The organism is Butyrivibrio sp. MC2021 (assembly GCF_000621605.1).
Lineage (GTDB): Bacteria > Bacillota > Clostridia > Lachnospirales > Lachnospiraceae > Butyrivibrio.
The window spans coordinates 212,601-232,203 of sequence record NZ_JHXX01000003.1; the positions used below are offsets into that span (position 1 = coordinate 212,601).

Sequence of the window (19,603 nt, forward strand, 5' to 3'; positions counted from 1 at the left end):
ACTCCTCACTAGTTACATTACTCTGAGAAAAGAAGATCAGAGTAAACAGGGAATGGCCAATACTGCTCGTCTACCAAAAGCTCCAGAGCATCAGCTGATTTTCTTGCTGCATCCATGTCTGCGATGATGGTCTTGTGATAGTAGCTAAGGGCCTTCCAGGGATCTGCAGGAACCTTGTCCATATCCTTTGCAAGCTTCTGGCACTGCTTCATAAGAGCATCTGTGAGAACAGCAACCTCTTTTGATGTGTCTGTCTCGTAAGCTGTTACGCAGCCTGCTGCCTTAAGGGTAGCCATACGGTCGCAGAGGTCTGCGGCGTAGGATGAAACTGCAGGAAGGATCTGTCTGCGGATCATATCAAGCATTGTGTTAGCTTCGATGGCGATCTTTGCGTTGTAGGTCTCAGCATGGATCAGTGCTCTTGCCTCAACCTCGCCCTTGGTGTAAACGCCGTTACCTACATAGAGGTCAACAGCCTTCTTGTCGTTGTAGTGTGGAAGCGCATCTGCTGTGGAAATGAGGTTTGAAAGACCACGCTTTTTAGCCTCTGTTACCCATGAAGCATCATATCCGTTTCCGTTGAAGATGATTCTTCTGTGATCTGTGAAGGTCTTCTTGATGAGCTTCTGAAGATCATCGTTGAAGTTCTTGGACTTCTCAAGCTTATCTGCGAACTGCTTGAGCTCCTCAGCCATAATTGTGTTCAGGGCGATGTTAGGACCTGAGATTGACTGGGATGAACCAAGCATACGGAACTCAAACTTGTTACCTGTGAAGGCCATAGGTGATGTTCTGTTTCTGTCTGTGTTGTCCTGAGGAATTGAAGGAAGTACGTCAATTCCGATCTGGATCTTTTTCTTTCCGCCATCCTTGTAGGGCTTGCCTTCGATGATTGATTCAACAACCGCTTCAAGCTCATCACCAAGGAAGATAGAAATGATTGCCGGAGGTGCCTCCTGGGCGCCCAGGCGGTGATCGTTTCCTGCAGATGCTACTGTACATCTGAGGGTATCCTGATATTCATCTACGCCCTTAACAAATGCTGCCAGAAAAAGAAGGAACTGTGCGTTCTGGCTTGGTGTGCTGCCGGGCTTAAGAAGGTTCTTGCCTGTGTCTGTTCCGATGGACCAGTTGTCGTGCTTACCGGAACCGTTAACCCCTGCGAAGGGCTTCTCATGAAGGAGGCATACGAAGTTGTGTCTGTCAGCAACCTTTTTCATGATGTCCATGGCGATCTGGTTGGAATCGGAAGCTGTGTTGGCATCTGAGTAAACAGGAGCCATCTCATGCTGTGCGGGAGCAACCTCGTTGTGCTTTGTCTTGGAAAGAACGCCCAGTTTCCAAAGCTCGTTATCAAGGTCCTCCATGTAAGCTGCTACACGGGGCTTGATCGCTCCGAAGTAGTGATCTTCAAGTTCCTGTCCCTTAGGAGGCTTGTTTCCGAAAAGTGTTCTTCCTGTCATAATCAGGTCTTCACGCTGCTTGTAAAGAGCCTTGTCCACAAGGAAGTACTCCTGCTCGGGACCGCACTGTGCTGTAACGCGCTTGGTCTCTGTATCTCCGAAGAGTCTCAGGATTCTGATTGACTGCTTGCTTACCGCATCCATTGAGCGGAGCAGAGGAGTCTTTTTATCAAGAGCCTCTCCTGAATAGGAAAGGAAAATTGTCGGGATGTAAAGAGAATTATCTTTTACGAAAGCAAAAGCTGTGGGATCCCAGGCTGTATAGCCTCTTGCCTCGAAGGTAGCTCGAAGTCCTCCTGAAGGGAAGCTTGATGCATCGGGCTCACCTCTTACCAGCTCTTTGCCGGAAAAGTCCATCATGATCTTTCCGCCGCCAACAGGATCGATGAAGCTGTCGTGCTTTTCTGCAGTTACTCCTGTCATGGGCTGGAACCAGTGTGTATAGTGTGTTGCACCCTTTTCGATAGCCCACTGCTTCATGGATTCAGCGATCTCATTGGCGGTGGTGAGCTCTAATGGAGTTCCGTCTGTGATGCACTGCTTCCATGCTTTGAAGGATGCTGATGAAAGACGCTCCTTCATGGTCTCCTCGTTAAAAACGTAGCTTCCGAACAGTTCAGGTAAATGTGTTGCTTCTGTTTTCATACATATTCTCCTCTCTTAGGCAAAAAATAAGACGACACACGGCAGGCTGCCCGGCAGCCACCGCGAATCGTCCCCATTGACGTATCATTATTATTAAACTGCTTCCTGTATTGATCCGCTGCTTTCGCTTCCCAGCTGTGCGCCGGAATCGCCGTAGTTTGAAAGAACTCTTGCTGACGGATCGTTTACATTACAACCTTCCCACTCTTTGTTAGGCATCCAGAAGTCCTTGATCATGGGCGCCTGTCCCGGGTAGTACTCCTCGAAGATCTCTCTGTAGAGAAGACTTTCCTTGGTGAATGGTGTGCAGTAATCGTATTTCTTTCTTCTTATCTCGTACTCCTCATCGGTGTACTTGGCTTCCGCAAAGGCCTTAAGGTCGTCTACCATGCTGTGTCCCACCGCATCCGAGAAGGCAGCTTTCTGTCTCCAGAGGATGTTCTCCGGAAGGAGGTTATCCTTTTCAAAGGCGTGCCTTAAAAGGTATTTGCCCATGTCGTACTTGTTCATCTTGATCTCCGGATCGATGCTCATTACATATTTGACAAAAGCCACATCTCCGAAGGGAACTCTTGCTTCTAAGCTGTTGGCGCTTATGCACCTGTCAGCACGAAGGACGTCGTACATATAGAGCTCATCCACTCTCTTTTTTGCCTCCTGCTGAAAGGCCTCGGCGTCGGGAGCAAAGTCCGTATACTTGTAACCAAAGAGCTCATCTGAGATCTCACCGGTCATGAGAACTCTCACATCTGTGGTCTCGTGGATGGCCTTGCAGCAAAGGTACATTCCCATGCTGGCTCTGATGGTTGTGATGTCCCAGGTTCCAAGAAGCTTTATTACATTAGGAAGTTCTCTGATAACTTCGTCCGGTGTCATGAAGACTTCGGTGTGATCGCTTCCTATGAAATCAGCAACTTCTTTTGCATACTTAAGATCTATGGCATCCTTCTCCATTCCGATGGCGAAGGTTCTGATTCTCTTGGCTTTCTTACCTGTCTTCCTGGCTTCCTGATCAAGGAGTCTCTGGCTGATGGCACATACAAGGCTTGAATCAAGACCGCCTGATAAAAGAAATCCCAGGGGAGCGTCGGCGTCCATTCTGTCCTTTACGGACTTCATGAATCTCTCTCTGATGCCTCTGCAGGCTGTTTCCACATCTGAGGTGGAGTACAGTGACTCTTTATCCTTGGAATCGAAGTTTACATTCTTCCAGTAGAGTGTTGACTTAAGCTCTGTCAGCTCCTCGAACCTGTGGAAGTGGCCCCTTAAGTAGTAATGTCCCGGAGGGAAGGGCTTAATTTCTTTGCAAAGGCCCTCAAGGTTGCAGGCCTCGGAAGCAAACATTATGGCTCCGCTCTTATCATATCCGTAAAAAAGAGGTCTTATTCCCATGGGATCGCGGCCCGCCAGCAGTGTCTCTTTTTCGCTGTCGTAAATGAGAACCGCAAACTCTGAACCGAGCTTCTGGAATACCTTGGTTCCATATTCCTTATAAAGAGGAAGGATCACTTCGCAATCGGAATCGCTTTCGAAGCTGTAGCCCTTTTCCTGCAGTGCTTTTTTCATTTTTCTGAAGCCGTAGATCTCGCCGTTACATACTGCGATGTTTCCATCCAGCTCAAAGGGCTGCATTCCTTCGGGGTGAAGTCCCATGATGGCCAGTCTGTGGAAGCCCAGGTAACCTATGGGTGTTTCCACCAGCCTTGACATGTCCGGTCCTCTGGGGATCGTTCTGTCGAAGTAGGGCTTAAGCTCTTCTTTTGAAATTGTTTTGGAAGTGGTTCCTAATATTGAACACATACTGACCTCCTAATAAGCCAAAAATGACTACGAATGGAATTTCGCTTGCGAAATTCTTGCGCCGAGCGCGGTTGCATTTATGCAACATCTTCCTCTCGCGCGAGTGTGCATCCTCGCGGAGCGTTTTTATTTCATTTATGAAATAAAAACGGCGCCGACAGAATGCTCAAACTGAGCCTTCCGCCAACGCCATTGTTGACAAAATTTGTTTCAAAGAATACCTGTATACAATTTATGTTTTACATATTATGCCTCTTAGTTATACTTGTCAACATAGTAAAATTAATATTTTTTATTTTTTTGGATTAAATCAACGGAAAACGATATTATGTTAATATAAATATATGTACTTCTATCGGGGGAGGAAACGCGCATGGAATCTAAGACAAACAAATTCGGCTTCTGGTCACTGATATGGCTGCTTGGTCTTGCGGGACAGCTTTGCTGGAACATGGAAAATCAGTGGTTTAACACCTTCGTATATGCCAAGATAGCCAAGGATCCTACCATCATCTCCTGGATGCTGGCTATATCTGCCGCTGCCACCACGATCTCAACCTTCCTTTTTGGCTGCATTTCCGATAGAAGAGGCAACAGAAAAAGTCTTGTATCCATCGGATATATCCTGTGGGGCGTCTTTACCATTCTCTTTGGAACAACCCAGTATATTCATCATAGAAACGGCGATACCACAGCTATTATAGGCATTGCTTTTGCGGTTATCGCAGCGGATGCCATTATGAGCTTCTTCGGTTCCATGGGAAATGATATAGGTTTCAACGCCTGGATCAACGACCATATGAACGAGCAGAATTCAGGTTCTATCGGCGCTGCTCTTGCTGTACAGCCTGTAATCGGAACCATCGCCGGAACAGTCCTGGGCGGATTTTTGGTCGGCGCCGATGATAATTATATGAGACTCTTTGTAGTTATCGGATCTCTGGTGATCCTTCTTGGATTCGTATCCCTCTTTGGGATGAAGGATTCCGTAAGTCTTAGGCCCTCCAAGAAAGGCTCTTTTTCCAAACAGTTCTTTTCCATATTCAATATAAGAGAATATCTGAAGCATCGGGAGCTGGTATTTGTTAACCTGATGCTGGCAATGTATTTTGTTTCCTTCAATGTATACTTTTCACACCTTGGTAATTTCATGATCTATTATCTTGGTTTTACAGCAGATATGATGGGACTTATCGAGGGCGTGGGCCTGCTTCTGGCCATGTTTGCCACTATTCCAGCGATCAGACTTATCCGTAAGGACAGATCGGCTCTGCTTATCCTAGTGGCAATCATATTTAACGCAGTGGGCCTCTTTATCATCGGTCTGACCGTTTCACCTACGAATGTTAATCCCGGCACTATCTGGAATCCTCATCTGTTGGCAGGTGTCTTGTTTGTGGGAATCGGTTATATTCTTTTCCTGCAGACCATCACAGTCTGGTCCAAGCGCTTATATCCTGAGGATGCCAGAGGTCAGTTCGAAGGAATCCGCATCATCTTCTATGTGCTGATTCCCATGGTTGTTGCGCCTATGATCTCCAATCCCATCATCAAGACCAGCGGTGAATTCGTAGACGAATACGGCTTTACGGAGTATCTCCCCACCAACACACTGTTTCTGGCCGGAGTGTTTATCCTGCTGATGACCCTGATTCCCCTGGTACTGGCCAATAGAGAGCACATTAATGCGGCAGAATGATTGAAGGTAGGCAAAAGCATGAAACACTGTTGTAAGAATCCATATTTATGCCCTTTGTAATATGCATCTGTACTGCAAAATACCACTTGCCAGCTCGCTTTTGTTCCTGAAAGGCATATTAAGAGGAGACTTTACAGGTGTTTCATATGATTATCAAAATATTGATACCATAAAGGACCTAGAAAACACGCAGATTGTAGGTGAATGGCGATAGGCGTGTATGAATTAGCAAAATAAAGACCATAGGAGCACTGGCGGAAAGGTATATTGCTTCTAGAAGTGTCTGTTTATCACAATCCCGTCAATTTTGATCTGAAACAAACACGCATAAAGAAAGTCATCTTAATTCTGCGTGCTGGCTCATAATTTCCCCTACACGTATAATCAAATCATATGCTGTCCTACGTGTTGTCATAGTGCACGATATTATTTTTTCTTCTTTATCTAGTGTAATAGTCCTCGGCATAGCGACAGCCGCAAAATATCAGTCTCTATATTGATAATTTCCATGCGATATATAACGTATAGCAATAAGATAATGATCATTCATGAAAAGTTGTCATATATACAGTCACAAAACAACGCATCATCGTCAATTCGCTAATCTGGCGCCATTATCCTAAGAACATCAGTCATCAAATCCACCAGATTGTTCCTAGATTCTGAGCCAGAGGTAAAGAAAACAGCCACCGCGTAAGCGGCTTGCTATCAACATATGCACTGCCAATTCGCACCAGAGCTATTATCAAGAAATAATAAACGTTGATATAACAACTAAATATTCCCTATAAAAAAGGGGATTACACAAAAAGTTTTTTCTGATATAATGACAACTCGTCGAATGAAAAAATGATAGAAGATTTAGAGCCGGTAACATTGGAAACGCAACACCTCCAAGGTGCAAACGAACAACACGCCCGAGGTCTTCCCCTGATCAATAATGAAAGGAGAACCCCTAGGTATGTTACCACAAAGCAAATTTCAGGATGTTATTTTCACTATTTTCATGGCGTTTGTCATGGTCTATGCAATGATCTGCTACAATATTTCCCTTAACGTAGGCGGTATGCAGAACTTCGTATTCCTTGCAGCATTCAAGGAAATGCTCATCATGTGGCCTATAGCTGTCGCAGTTGAGTTATTATTTGTCGGAAAGCTTGCACAGAAGCTGGCTTTCAGATTCGTTACACCGGGAAAAGATCCCATGATCATGATGATCCTTGGAATCTCCGCCATGAGCGTTTGCCTCATGTGCCCCATCATGAGCCTTGTGGCTACAACCCTTTTCAAGGATGCAGGAAAAGAGTTTGTGGCAGTATGGCTTCAGACAACAGCAATGAATTTCCCCATGGCACTTTGCTGGCAGATCTTCTTTGCAGGTCCCTTGGTCCGCAATGTGTTTGGATTCTTTGTGAGGAAGTTTTCTAAGAAGTGATTTAGCGGGAGAATGTCATCCCCATTGACACCGACCGTCAAAATGTATAGTATGGAAACAGATATGAGCAAAGGCAAGGGCGCCGGAACAGAACTATCAGGTTCTTGTTTCTGCGCTCTTTTTTAATAATCAATGATCTACGATCAAATTTTCCCACGGAGGTAAAAATGAGTAAGTATACAAAAGAAGATATCTACCGCATCGTCGAGGAGGAGGACGTGGCTTTTATCAGGCTGCAGTTCTGCGATATTTTCGGTGTTCCCAAGAATATCGCCATAGCCGCAAGCCAGCTTGAGAGCGCCCTGAATAACGAGTGCATGTTTGACGGTGTTTTCGTAGAGGGCTTTTCAAGAAGCGAAGAAAGCGACATGTACCTTCATCCCGATCTTGACAGCTTCGACATATACCCCTGGCGCCCCCAGTCCGGCAAGGTTGCCAGAATGTTCTGTAACGTCTACACCTCAGACGGCAAGCCCTTCCTGGGAGATTCCAGAAACGTTCTGAGAAATGTTGTAGCCAAGGCCAAGGACATGGGCATCAACTTCAAGGTTAATCCCGAGCCGGAGTTTTTCCTTTTTGACTATGACGACGACGGACAGCCCACCACCAAGACCCATGAGAAGGCTTCATATTTTGACGTTGCTCCCGCAGATCAGGGCGAGAACGTAAGAAGAGATATCATCCTGAACCTTGAGGAGATGGATTTTGACATCTCATCCTCCCATCATGAGATCGCTCCTGCCCAGCACGAGATCGACTTCAAGGAAGCAGATGCTGAGCGCAGCGCAGATATGGTCATGACTTTCCGCATGGCTGTTAAGACCATTGCCAAAAAGCACGGCCTCTACGCCACATTTATGCCCAAGCCCGTTGAAGGCATCAGCGGTTCAGGCATGCACATCAACATCCTTGCAGAGGATAACGGCGGAAAGAATATCTTTGTAAACGACGCCGACCAGGAGCTTTCCGATACAGCAAAGCACTTTATCGCTGGCGTTCTGAGCCATGTAAAGGGCATGACTCTTGTGACCAACCCCATCGTCAATTCCTACAAGCGCCTTGTTCCGGGATATGATGCACCGGTGAATGTGACCTGGTCATCAGCCTCCGCCAACAGAGGAGCTCTTATCAGAATTCCCGCCAAGAGAGGTGGAAATACCAAGATTGAGATCAGAAACCCCGATGCCATCTGCAATCCTTACCTTGCCCTGGCACTGATCCTGGCCGCAGGTATGGAGGGCATTGAGAAAAAGATGACTCCTCCCCCGGAGCTGTCAGACCAGAAGGGCGAGGCCGATACTCTTCCTCTTACCCTTGGAGAAGCCATCCACGCATACAAGGATGATCCCTTTGTAAAAGAGGTTCTTGGTGAGCCTATCTACAGCAAATTCCTGGAGGCCAAAAAGGCTGAATGGAAGGATTTCCGCACCTGCGTAACTCAGTGGGAAATAGGCAGATACCTCAATATCTTTTAAAGATTTCAATTTTAATCAGGTGGGATTTAGTCTGTGAACATAATCGTTGCTTTTGCCAAGCAGGCCGACGTAATAAATTTCAAAAGCATACTGAGCCGTGGCGGATATGACCAGGTAAAAGCCTGTACTTCAGGAGTGCAGGCTCTTTCCGCCATGGAAGACCTTGGAAGCGGTGTCATTATCTGTGGCTACCGCTTAAGTGACATGCTCTACTCTGAGCTGGCCCAGGACCTTCCGGGGTATTTTCAGATGCTTCTTATTGCCTCCCCTGACAAAGCACCGGATCTCACGGGGGATTCTGTGGTTTATCTTCCCACCCCTGTGAAGAAGTCAGATCTTTTTTCAACCCTGGAGCTGATGCTGGAGGGTGTTAACCGCCGCAAGAAAAAAGCCAAGGAGAAGCGCCTTTTAAGAAGCGATGAGGACAAGAAGACCATCGCCGCTGCCAAGGAAATTCTCATGGACAGGCACCATATGACAGAGCCTGAGGCACATAAGTATCTGCAAAAATGCGCCATGGACTCCGGTACAAATATGCTGGAGACCGCGGAGATGATCATCTCCTTGAGGAATATTTAAATGCAGGATGGCCAAGTAGGTACAGTAGTGACGGTTCTTGCCGTCCCTCCAGTCCCACTTGGCCTGTGTACTCTTAGCCTGTTTTATAAAATACTTTGCTGCACTGCTGCAAGGTCAATCTGCTGCACTGTGCCGACGCCGCCGCTTTCTCTAAGGAATAGCCCGCTGGCTCTTGTCATGGCAGAAATAGCAAAGTCCATTCCGCGATGGGTAAACTCCGTTGAGGCATTTCCAAGATAGATGGCTCCCACATCCGCTTCTTTTAATGAAAGAAGAGAATCTGTGCCATCTTCATTTCTTAGCCAGATCTGCAATTTCTCGTAGATCTCATCATTTTCATCTATCCAGTTGTTGCCATCTTTGTCGAAGGCTGAAAGGTCCTTGAAACCGTTCCCACTCTTGGTTCCAAAAAGTTCAGAGCCGTCATTGATCACTCCGTCACCGTTTTTATCATAGGAAAGAAATCCCGAACCTGCGCCAAGGCTGGCGATATTGTCCTTGGTTCCGTCGCAGTCCAGGTCAAAGTAAAAATGCTGGTCACTGATATTTGTGATATCGCTGCCCACGTTGATGACAAGAGGGTCGATAAAGCCCACAGCAGAAGAAATATCCATTGAGGCATATTGTGTAAACCTTGATGAAAGCGAGAAGCTAACACCAAAGTCGATCACTCTTCCATCCTCTGTAAGAGCGGTCCCCTGGCCGCAGAAGGTTGTAGCCTCCTCTTCATAATGTGTTGCTGTTATCTGGGTTACTTTTACGAAGTTATTAGATGTAAGCATTTGTGAGGTCTGATCAATAAGCCCTTTATAATGGCTGTTCTGATCCTCTCCTCCAAGAAGCCTAAGAAGCCTCAGTATCCTGTCCAGAAGTGTTGAACGAAGCTCCGATATCTGCTGCTGCAAACTTTGCTCCGCCGGAGTCAGATACTCTGCTTTCTTAGGTTTTAAGCCGGTGTAGTTCTCGCTGCTGACAGCTTCACCGCTAATTTCAGAATTACTCAGTTCTACCGAATCATACTTTTTCTTTTCCTGATCCTGCAGTGAATCAAGAAAAGAGTCTCTGGTCAGCACTCCCGTCTGCACCGAAACGAGGTTCTCCTCGTAGTACTTGTGGGATGAAACCATGTTCACGTTACTTTGTGCAATTCTCATTAAGCCTCCTTATAAAAGGGGACGCGAAGAGCTATGGGATGAGACATACACTAACGCATCCTTAAAAAGAGCTCACCTTTTTGCTTTGGGCAACAAAAAAGTGAATCCCCACACTGAAGGTATATCCTCCATGAAGATCCACGCTTTCCATAGCTTGTATAATCTATATCGGCTGAGAGATTATAAGTCCTTAGAGAAACGGTAAAAGACTAAATTTTCTGGAAATTCAATTCTTATCATTCCCCCGTCCTATACCCCCCAGCCAATGCAAATCAGATATCCAAATCCCTCTCTCTGCTTCCTGTAACTTCCCCGGAGAGGAAATGTCTTCTGCAGACAGAAACATAAGATTCATTGCCTCCCATCATGATCTGCTCGCCGCTGCGGACGATCTTGCCGTTACTTACGCGGGCATTGAAGTGGGCACGGCGGCCGCACCAGCACACTGTGGGCACTTCTTCGATATAGTTGGCGATCTCCATAAGACGCTTGGAGCCTGTAAATAAGTGACTTGTAAAGTCGGTCCTGAGACCGTAGCAGATAACCGGAAGATCATACTTATCCACTACCTCAGCAAGAAGATCAACCTGCTCCTCGGTCAGGAACTGGGCCTCGTCAACGATGACGCAGTCCAGGTTCTTCCAGCCGTCAGACTCCTTGGTGAACCACTTGGTTGTGACCTCCTCTAAAAAGTCCTCCACAAAGATGCACTCGGCGCCAAGGCCTATTCTGGACTTAACAACCTTCTCTCCGTCCCTGTCCTCAGTCTTGGGCTTAAGGAGGATGGCATTTTGCCCCTTCTCAAGATAGTTGTAGCGAACCATCAGCGCATTGGCTGTCTTGGAACTCCCCATAGCTCCGTATCTGAAATATAGCTTTCCCATTTTACACTTCCCCCAATTTATTTTTTATTCAGGAAAAATCATTCGTTTCCCTTGTATACCACCAGCTTGTTGTATGGAATCTCGATTCCTGCCTCGGCAAATCTCTTCATAACCTCAACTCTGCAGTCTGAGCAGGTCACAGGATTGTCCTTGTAATCCCTGGTGGTAACCAGCGCCCTTAAGGTAACGCCGCTGTCATCGCAGCTCCTGCATAGAACAGTGGGTCTTGGTCCAAAGTGCATCGGATGTGAGTCAATGGCCTCAGCCATGATCCCCATGGCCTTCTCCATATCTGTTCCGTAGGCCACAGACACCTCGATAGGATAGGAAAAGGATCTCTCCTGGGTGTAGTTCACAATAACCGAGCTTCCCACTGTGGAGTTGGGAATATAAAGGATCTCATTCTGATAGGTCTTGACCACCGTATGTCTCAAAGTGATATTTTCCACATATCCGGGATCAAAAGAATCAATCTTAACCCTGTCGCCGATATCGAAGGGCCTTGATCTTGATGCCGATAAGGCAATTCCGGAAAAGACATTAGCCAAAGTGGACTGGGCCGCAAGACCGAGAACCACAGCTGCGATTCCGGAAGAAGCGATGGCTGTCTCCCAGGTCTTGGAGAATGCAGGAATACCGCTGAGGGCGGTAAGTGCTGCGATCACCCAGAACATGGCCATGATAATGCCCTTTAAGAAAATAAGGTGAAGCTTACCCCGAAGCCTTTCCTTACTTACGAACTTACTCATCAGAATATTAAGAACGTACGCCACAAGAAAAGGCAGTACATACTTTAAAAATGCCTGTATAACATCCCCAATAACTTTTTTATCCAAAACCTGTTACTCCTCTTCGTCATCCTCATCATCGCCCATTTCTTCAAAAGCGATCATGGAATCAATGATATCCTCGAAGTCCTCCCTAAGCTCCTCAAGAGTCTCCCCTTCGTAGGTGTAAGTGCGACCGTCGATCACCACTTCCCCTGTATAGTAGTCACACTTCTTATCATAATTAACGGTACCAACGTACCCCTCATATTCAAGCTTATTCTCTGCCACTGTATAAATCTCCTTATTATAAAAAAGCATGTTGCTTGCAACATGCTCGCGCCGAGCGCGGTTGCATTTATGCAACAAATACCATACGCGCGAGTGCGCATCCATAGCGGAGCGTTTTTGTTTAATAGGAAATTCGGAGGAATTTCCTATTAAACAAAAAAGTTCCCTGCTGTCAGCCATATCAGTATAGCATAACAGCAGGGAATTTTGTTCACCTAATCATCTATTTAATTATCTGAATTTTATGAAAGGTTTCAGTCTTTAACCTCAATGCGGATGGGCTCGTCCTTCTTCTGCTCCAGCTGCTTCTTGGGAAGGTCTACCGTAAGAACACCGTTCCTGTACTGGGCGATGATATCCTCGGGCTTCAGGCCCTCTACTCTGAAGGATCTCTGGTAAGAAGAGCTTCTTCTCTCTCTGCGGATGTACTTGCCGTTCTCGTCCTTCTCATCCTTGTTATCTGTATGAGCAGCACTTATTGTAAGAACGTCGTCCTTAAGATCGATCTTGATATCTTCCTTATTGAATCCCGGAAGCTCTGCCTGGAGCTCATATCCGTTCTCCTTCTCGATGACATCAGTCTTCATAAGGCTGGTCATATTCTCGAACTGTCTGTTGCAGTTCCTGTAGGGACTTTCCTCACCGAACATTCCGTTGAAGAAATTGTCCATCTCATCAAATACATCTCCGTTACTCCATAACATAGGCATCAACATAAGTCCTCACTCCTTTTCTATAATATATTTTTGAAAGTTATTAGCACTCGAACATCGCGGCTGCTAATTTCTCTTTACAAGTATGTTATAGAACACATAGAACAAAATGTCAACTCCCAACTTTCTAAAATAATTATAAACTTCATTTTTTAGAAAGTTATGGAGTTCCATTGATCCTTAAGAGAGCCCCTATTTGTGGGTTGCAATGCATATAGTCATGTGCTATATTATATGTAGTAATCAAAACTACATGTGACAACATTAAAAACTATCATTATTCGGATGATTAATTATCATATATTTGGGAGGCGCCTATGAACACCAAAGAACTTAAGGAATATTTCAAAGAGCATCTTGTACCGTCCAAGCTCTATAAGATCGGCGGTCATCATAAGAACAGGATCTGTCTTGATAAGACTGAGAACGGCTGGCAGGTATTCTTCCAGGATAAAAAGGAAAAGATCGGCGTTATGAATTTTGTGGATGAGGCTTCAGCCTGCAACTCCATGAAGGATGAGCTGAGAAAGCTCATGGAGCAGCTCTACGGAATCACCTGGGTTCCCGCCAAATAATTGAATTGAATATCGAAATTACGGGTCGGTAAAAAATGCCGGCCCATTTTTTTATATTTTTTTTCATACTTTAAGGTTCGATTAAGGTTCGCGTTGTATTATAAGTTCATCAAAAGGAACACCCACACCTCCTTTTGATCCCACACAAATACTTTTTCATAGCAATGAAAAGCGCAGTCCCCCACAGACTGCGCTTTTGCTTTATATTGGATCATTGATTTATTTTGCTACATACTGGGCAAGAACCTTGTAGGTGTTCTTAAGGCCGTCGATATGTGTTCTCTCATAGCCATGGCTTGCTCTGGTGCCGGGGCCGATGGCGCCGTGGCGGATATCAAAGCCTGCAACCAGGGCAGGATCTGCATCTGTTCCGTAGTGTGGTGTGAAGCTGTCGGGAACATAGTCTGCGCCGGCCTTTCTTGCGGCCTCCTCCAGCTCGTTTCTCATATCGATGTTGTAAGGGAATCTGCTGTCCTGGCAGAATACTGAGCACTTGCGCTCTGAGCTGGTCTGCTCAGGTCCGATGCAGGCGATATCAAGAGCCAGGAAGTCTTTTACATCCTCAGGGATCAATGATCCGCCATGGCCTATCTCCTCGTAGAAGGAAACATAGAGATATACCTTTCTTCCAAGGACAACCTTGCCATCCTTAACATCATGAAGAAGCTCCATGGTAAGGGCCAGCAATGCCTTATCGTCGATAAAGTGTGACTTGATATAGCCGTTTGCCACAGTAAATCTGGGTTCAAGGGCAACGTAGTCACCAATATCGATTCCAAGGGTTCTTACGTCCTCTGCGCTCTTTACATCCTCATCCAGGACCACAAAAGAGTTGGTGTCAAAGTCAGGAACTTCTTTGCGAAGCTCATCCTCTGTAACGTGTACAGAGGCGTTCTTTCTCTGAACGCAGCCTGTGATGACCTTGCCGGAACGGGTGTGGATGCGGACATTCTCACGCTCTGTGTGGAAAGCGTAAAGGCCGCCCACCTTAAATACCTTGATGGTTCCGTCGCTGTTGATGTGGCGAACCATAAGACCAATGGTGTCACCGTGGGCTGTGATAAGAAGAGGATTGCCCTCTCCGCCTATCTCCACCATAAGGCCGCCCTTGTTAAGGGTCCAGGTCTTAAAGCCCAGAGCCTTTATTTCCTTATCCAGATAGTCCTGAAGCTGGTGATACTGGCCTGTAACTGAATCGATGGCCAGCTCAGCCTCCAGCTCCTTCAAAAATCTCTCTTCATTAAGTTCATAGCTCATTTCAGTAACCTTCTTTCATATATTTAATAATTTTTTAATTTTTTATTTCAGTCAGTCTGTGTTAGTATAAACGAGTGATGTTTGTGATTTCTTTTGAGGGAGGGAAATTATGAAACATAAAAATCTTGTGATTCTTGCGATGGTGATCTCAATGATCGCATTCGCGGCGTTGGGGGGAAGAAGTGGAGAAAGTTCTTTCTCCGAAAACGAGGCTGCTTCTACTGTTTCAACTGTTGAAACTCAGGTGCCCCTCGTTGCAGCAGTTAACGAGTGACCTGCTGCAAAACCGGTAAGAAGAGTAGAAAGGTTGTGAGCTTTCATTACTCTTCTTTTTTTTGTGCTTTTTTACCCCTTGATGCCAAAGGCTCCGTCCTTCACTGTCAGTGCGATCTTGCCGCCGTTCTTAAGCCCTCCGAAGAGCATCTCATCCACAAACAAGGGCTTGATCTCATTTCTTATGACGCGGTCTATCTCTCTTGCGCCAAATTCCTGGCTTACACCCTTTTTGCGGACAAGGTCCTTAGCTTTTTTATCAGCGGTAAAAGAGATCTTTTTGGCCGCCAGCTGATTCTTTAATTCCCCAAGTTTCTTGCCAACGATAAGATCTGCCATCTCGTCATTCATGCTGTTAAAGGCCACGATCTTGCTGAGACGGTTCCTGAACTCAGGCTGGAAGGTGTTCTTCACGGCGTCCATAAGGGTGGCGCTGTCCTGGCTCTCGCTAAAGAAGCCTATGCCGCTCTTACCAAGGCGATTGGCTCCCGCATTGGAGGTCATGATGATAATGACGTTCCTGAAATCCGCCTTCCTGCCCTGATTGTCTGTGAGGGTGGCGTAGTCCATAACCTGCAAAAGAACGTTGTAGATATCAGCGTGGGCCTTTTCTATCTCGTCCAGAAGAAGCACCGCTGAAGGAGTCTTCCTGATGGCCTCTGTGAGAATACCGCCCTCCTCGTAGCCCACATAGCCCGCAGGGGAGCCTATGAGCTTGGCCACGGAGTGCTTCTCTCCATATTCACTCATATCAAATCTGATCAGCTTAACACCAAGCTCCTGGGCCAGGGTCTTGGCGATCTCAGTCTTGCCCACTCCGGTGGGACCTACAAATAAAAGGCTCGCCAGGGGCTTATTTTCCTCGATAAGTCCCGCCTTGGAGAACTTCACCGCATTGGTGACCTGGGCTATGGCCTCATCCTGTCCGAAGACCTTGGACTTAAGCCTGTCCTCAAGGGTTGCCAGTCCGGCAACATCATCGGTCTCCACGGTCTCTATGGGAACCCGGCAGATCTTGGTGAGGATCTCGTTGACCACGTCCTTATCCACGGTCTGGACCTTTTTATTTTTCAGAGGATGTAGCTTACGGAAGGAGCCTGCCTCGTCGATGATGTCGATGGCTTTGTCAGGAAGGAATCTCTCATTGATATACTTGGCGCTCATGGAAACGGCATATTCCATCAGGCCCTTGGCGTATTTCACGCCGTGGTACTTCTCGTACTTATCCTTAAGGCCCTCCAATATCTTCACGGTCTCTTCCTCAGTGGGTTCCTTGATCTCCACGTTCTGGAAGCGCCTTGTCAGGGACTTGTTCTTTTCAAAATATTTCTTGTACTCCTCGAAGGTGGTGGCTCCGATGAACCTGATCCGACCGTCGGACAGGTAGGGCTTTAGCATGTTTGATGCATCAAAAGAGCCCTCTCCCACAGCTCCCGCTCCGGAGAGATTGTGTATCTCATCTATGTAAATGATCGGCTTTTCTTCTTTTCCTATCTCCGCCAGAACCTTTTTGAAGCGCTTCTCAAAGTCGCCTCTGTACTGGGTTCCTGCCAGCATTCCTCCAAGATCCAGGGCAAAAACCTTAGCCCCCTTTATGGCATCGGGAACCTTGTCCTCATTAAGAAGCTGTACAAGGCCGTAGGTAATGGCTGTCTTGCCAACGCCGGTTTCTCCTATGTGAAGAGGGTTATTCTTATCCTTCCTGCAAAGGATCTGAATGGTCCTCTCAAGCTCGGTCTCACGGCCTATCAGGGGATTCACGTCCTCTAAGGTGTCGTTAAGGCATGGCGCATAGAGCTTCCAGCGATTGGCATAATCGTCCTTTTCATTGGCGGCTTCCTCGGATTCATCCTTGCCGTAGGCCTCCCTATAGTCATCTGCCCTGGTGAGCTGGTCCAAAAGGGCCGGCTCCGTGATCTCCTGAAGCTCCATATAATAAGCGGCATAGCTGTCCTCAAGGTTCCACATAGCGTGGATAAGATGCCTTATGCAGACCTCCTTGTTGCCGCTGCTGTAGGCGCTGTTGGTGGCAAAATTCAGCATCTTGGAACAGCCCACAGATAGCTGCGGGGTAGCGGTCTCAGATTTTTCCACATACTTTTCAAGATACTCAAGAAGGTTCTCCTTAAGCACCTGTGTGTCTCCGCCGCACTCCTCGAAGGACACCCTAAACTCCTCATTATCCAGGATAAAAAGAAGTATTGTCTCCGGTGTCACAAACTCATAGCCCTTGTCATGGGCGTAGCCTATGGCTTTTTCAAATAATATTTTTACTTCTTCGGAAAGGTCCATATCATGCCTCTTCTACTGTCATTCTAAAGGGAAATCCCTGGTTTTTAGCTCTCTCCAGCGCAAGGCTTACCTTGCTGACTGCTATATCGTAAGGATACTTGCCCACTGCCGCATGTCCCTTCTTGTGGACGTTCAGCATAATGGCCTGGGCACTGACTTCGTCCTTGTGAAAAATATCCACCAGGATCTCCACCACAAAATCCATGGTGGTGAAGTCGTCGTTGTGCATTATCACATTATATTGTTTGGGTTCCTTGATCCTGCTTGAGGTGCGGGATCTGGTAGAACTTTTTGTTGCCACTTCTTTTCACCTCTTTGATTCATATAGCATATGAAATACGAATTGCTCCATGACTTATGCCCCTATATCATATGATTTTAAAGTAAAAAAGAAACACCCGCAACTACCAGAAGTTGCGGGCATTCCTTTATATGTTGAGTGGTTTTAAGAGGAAAAACTCTTACTGAGCTGCTTTTCTTGCATCAAGCATAGGCTGATACTTCTCTGTATCGAAGGCTGTAAGATCTGCCCATCCAAGACCCTCGAGCTGGCTGGTCATGTCATCCCACTGAGCTTCGAAGTCAGCGTCGTCCTTAGCAAATACCATTCTCCAGGAAGCATCCTTGATGATATCGCCGCACTGCTTACGGATAAGGCTGATGTCTGTTGTATCGATAGCAAGAGCCATGTTGATACTAGGAACTACTGTCATCATGTTGTTCTTTGTAAGGTACTCAACGTCATCAGCTGCGCCAAACTTCTCTGTCCACTCCTTGGTGGTTGTTGTCTGGTTCATCTCGATGGTTGTTGACCACATATCTGTTGCATAAGGTTCGCCTGTGTCAGGGTTAATATCGCAGGAAGCTACGATCCACTGGTTGATCTGGTTGTTACCGTCGTTCCAGTTTCCGCCGCCCATATCTTCAGGAACAGCAACTTCTGCTGAGAATCTGTTAAGACCGTCCTCTGTAAGTGTGTACTTGCCATTTTCTACAGTGTAGATAAGTCCTTCTGTACCGCCATGCTGGATCTGAACTCCCTCAGGAGAAGCATACCAGTCAAGGAACTCCATAAGTCTTGCGAAGTTCTCGTCAGAAACCTGTGAACCTACGCAAAGAACACGTCCGTCGCCGTAGTATGTATCAGATGTCTGATAAAGGTTGGTATCTGCTACAGGGATCTCGATGTAGTTGGTTCCCTCGTTACCCTTCTGAGGAGTGTTCCAGAAACCATACTGCCAGCTGTACCAGTAGAGGTAAACTCTCTTGTCCTGCATCTTGGAAACCATTGAGTTCCAGTCCTGTGTAGCTGAGTCAGGATCTACAAGGCCCATCTGATTTGCCTGATAGAAGAACTTGAGCATCTTGTAGTAAGCGCCGTTCTTGTCAGTAAGAGGAGCGATGGAGTGATCTGTTCCGATAAGAACAGATCCGTTAACTTCCTGTCCGTACCACTTTGTAAGCTGAGCTACGCACTCCATGTACTGGCTGTCCCAGTCCTTCCAAAGGCTGATCGCATAAGCGGGATCGCCCTTGTCGTTCTTGGGATGAGCTGTCTGGATGTCCTTAAGACATGCAAGAAGGTCATCAAGGTTCTTAAGATCAGGTGATCCGGCTTCCTTATACATATCCCATCCCATACGAGGATATGAATAAACGTGAAGCTGTTTGTAAGCTGTAGGTCCGTTGTTGTTCATCTCAAGAGGAATAGCATAGATCTTGGTTCCGTCGCCCATCATTGAGTTGAACTGCTTGATCTGTGACATGTACTTAGCAAGGTTAGGATAACTCTCGATCACATCTGTGAGGTCATGTACAAGACCTGTCTCGATACACTCCTGAGCATCAGCGTTGTCAAGGATGATGAGATCACCCAGAGCGCCTGCTGCGCAGCGGGTCTGATAAAGTGTCTGTCCGTCACCGGCTACCTGCGGAGCGATGATGTTCATCTCTAAGTTGAATTTGTCCTTCAAAATCTTGCCGTACCATCCGGACTGAATGCCCTGGAAGTTAGCTGCTACATTGTAGAAATCTACAGTGTAGGTCTCGTCGTGGCTGGCAGCCGCAGGAGCAGCTGCTGTGTCGCCGCCTGTAGTGTCAGTTGATGTTGTGGTGGTTGTTTCGGTCTTGGTTCCGCTTTGAGCCTGACCGCCTGTGGTGTCTGCTGCTGTCTCGCCGCAGCCTGCCAGCATTGAAACTGCCATAACTGTTGAAAGTGCCAGAGACGCAAATTTCTTAAACTTCATTTCATTTCCTCCTTTTTTCTTATAAACATCCCCGTTCCGGGGCTACTCACAAAGT

The 19,603-nt window shown here is 46.7% G+C and carries 17 protein-coding genes; 6 read left to right on the forward strand and 11 right to left on the reverse strand.

Annotation, left to right across the window (positions count from 1 at the left end; genetic code table 11):
* Positions 1-17 precede the first annotated feature (17 nt).
* The gene (locus tag T359_RS0108950) at positions 18-2,108 is read right to left on the reverse strand and encodes a glutamine synthetase III family protein (RefSeq protein ID WP_026517177.1); all 2,091 of its coding nucleotides are present in this window, start codon (positions 2,106-2,108) and stop codon (positions 18-20) included.
* A 93-nt stretch (positions 2,109-2,201) separates the two neighbouring features.
* Positions 2,202-3,908, reverse strand: coding sequence for an asparagine synthase B (gene asnB / locus T359_RS19875; protein WP_051545180.1), 1,707 nt, complete (start codon positions 3,906-3,908; stop codon positions 2,202-2,204).
* A gap of 373 nt (positions 3,909-4,281) precedes the next feature.
* Here asnB and T359_RS0108960 point away from each other — a divergent pair, with 373 nt between their 5' ends.
* The 4 genes from T359_RS0108960 (at position 4,282) to T359_RS0108975 (ending at position 9,096) form a co-directional block, all read left to right on the forward strand.
* Positions 4,282-5,607, forward strand: coding sequence for an MFS transporter (locus T359_RS0108960; protein ID WP_026517178.1), 1,326 nt, complete (start codon positions 4,282-4,284; stop codon positions 5,605-5,607).
* A 961-nt stretch (positions 5,608-6,568) separates the two neighbouring features.
* Positions 6,569-7,042: a DUF2798 domain-containing protein gene (locus T359_RS0108965; RefSeq protein ID WP_026517179.1), complete on the forward strand. Its 474-nt coding sequence runs from the start codon at positions 6,569-6,571 to the stop codon at positions 7,040-7,042.
* Positions 7,043-7,209: 167 nt separating this feature from the next.
* Positions 7,210-8,517 carry a type I glutamate--ammonia ligase gene (glnA, locus tag T359_RS0108970; protein WP_026517180.1) on the forward strand — a complete coding sequence of 436 codons (1,308 nt, stop codon included), beginning with the start codon at positions 7,210-7,212 and terminating at the stop codon, positions 8,515-8,517.
* 33 nt (positions 8,518-8,550) lie between these two features.
* Positions 8,551-9,096 (forward strand): ANTAR domain-containing response regulator, encoded by a 546-nt coding sequence (locus T359_RS0108975; RefSeq protein WP_026517181.1) that lies wholly within the window; start codon positions 8,551-8,553, stop codon positions 9,094-9,096.
* Between the two features lie 83 nt (positions 9,097-9,179).
* Here the strand turns inward: T359_RS0108975 and T359_RS21525 are convergent, their stop codons facing one another.
* The 5 genes from T359_RS21525 to T359_RS0109005 form a co-directional block, all read right to left on the reverse strand.
* Positions 9,180-10,250 carry a hypothetical protein gene (locus tag T359_RS21525; protein ID WP_155840064.1) on the reverse strand — a complete coding sequence of 357 codons (1,071 nt, stop codon included), beginning with the start codon at positions 10,248-10,250 and terminating at the stop codon, positions 9,180-9,182.
* Between the two features lie 272 nt (positions 10,251-10,522).
* The gene (locus T359_RS0108990) at positions 10,523-11,134 is read right to left on the reverse strand and encodes a thymidine kinase (protein ID WP_026517183.1); all 612 of its coding nucleotides are present in this window, start codon (positions 11,132-11,134) and stop codon (positions 10,523-10,525) included.
* A gap of 38 nt (positions 11,135-11,172) precedes the next feature.
* Complete coding sequence (locus T359_RS0108995; RefSeq protein ID WP_026517184.1) at positions 11,173-11,970, reverse strand: mechanosensitive ion channel family protein; 798 nt, start codon at positions 11,968-11,970, stop codon at positions 11,173-11,175.
* Positions 11,971-11,976: 6 nt separating this feature from the next.
* On the reverse strand, positions 11,977-12,192 hold the full coding sequence (locus tag T359_RS19885) for a hypothetical protein (RefSeq protein WP_035784090.1): 216 nt from the start codon (positions 12,190-12,192) through the stop codon (positions 11,977-11,979).
* A gap of 254 nt (positions 12,193-12,446) precedes the next feature.
* Positions 12,447-12,908 carry an Hsp20/alpha crystallin family protein gene (locus tag T359_RS0109005; RefSeq protein WP_026517185.1) on the reverse strand — a complete coding sequence of 154 codons (462 nt, stop codon included), beginning with the start codon at positions 12,906-12,908 and terminating at the stop codon, positions 12,447-12,449.
* 314 nt (positions 12,909-13,222) lie between these two features.
* On the opposite strand from T359_RS0109005, the gene T359_RS0109010 reads away from it, so the two are divergent.
* Positions 13,223-13,480, forward strand: a complete 258-nt coding sequence (locus T359_RS0109010) for a hypothetical protein (protein ID WP_026517186.1) — start codon at positions 13,223-13,225, stop codon at positions 13,478-13,480.
* Between the two features lie 219 nt (positions 13,481-13,699).
* Here T359_RS0109010 and T359_RS0109015 read toward each other — a convergent pair whose 3' ends face one another.
* Positions 13,700-14,737: a M42 family metallopeptidase gene (locus T359_RS0109015; protein ID WP_026517187.1), complete on the reverse strand. Its 1,038-nt coding sequence runs from the start codon at positions 14,735-14,737 to the stop codon at positions 13,700-13,702.
* A 109-nt stretch (positions 14,738-14,846) separates the two neighbouring features.
* Between T359_RS0109015 and T359_RS22455 the strand changes: the two genes are divergently transcribed.
* Positions 14,847-15,011 (forward strand): hypothetical protein, encoded by a 165-nt coding sequence (locus T359_RS22455; protein ID WP_155840066.1) that lies wholly within the window; start codon positions 14,847-14,849, stop codon positions 15,009-15,011.
* A gap of 71 nt (positions 15,012-15,082) precedes the next feature.
* Here the strand turns inward: T359_RS22455 and T359_RS19890 are convergent, their stop codons facing one another.
* The 3 genes from T359_RS19890 to T359_RS0109035 form a co-directional block, all read right to left on the reverse strand.
* Positions 15,083-17,302 carry an AAA family ATPase gene (locus T359_RS19890; RefSeq protein ID WP_035784092.1) on the reverse strand — a complete coding sequence of 740 codons (2,220 nt, stop codon included), beginning with the start codon at positions 17,300-17,302 and terminating at the stop codon, positions 15,083-15,085.
* A 1-nt stretch (position 17,303) separates the two neighbouring features.
* Entirely contained in the window at positions 17,304-17,603 is a 300-nt protein-coding gene (locus T359_RS0109030) for an ATP-dependent Clp protease adaptor ClpS (RefSeq protein ID WP_026517188.1), read from the reverse strand.
* Between the two features lie 160 nt (positions 17,604-17,763).
* Complete coding sequence (locus T359_RS0109035; RefSeq protein WP_026517189.1) at positions 17,764-19,548, reverse strand: sugar ABC transporter substrate-binding protein; 1,785 nt, start codon at positions 19,546-19,548, stop codon at positions 17,764-17,766.
* Positions 19,549-19,603: the final 55 nt, after the last annotated feature.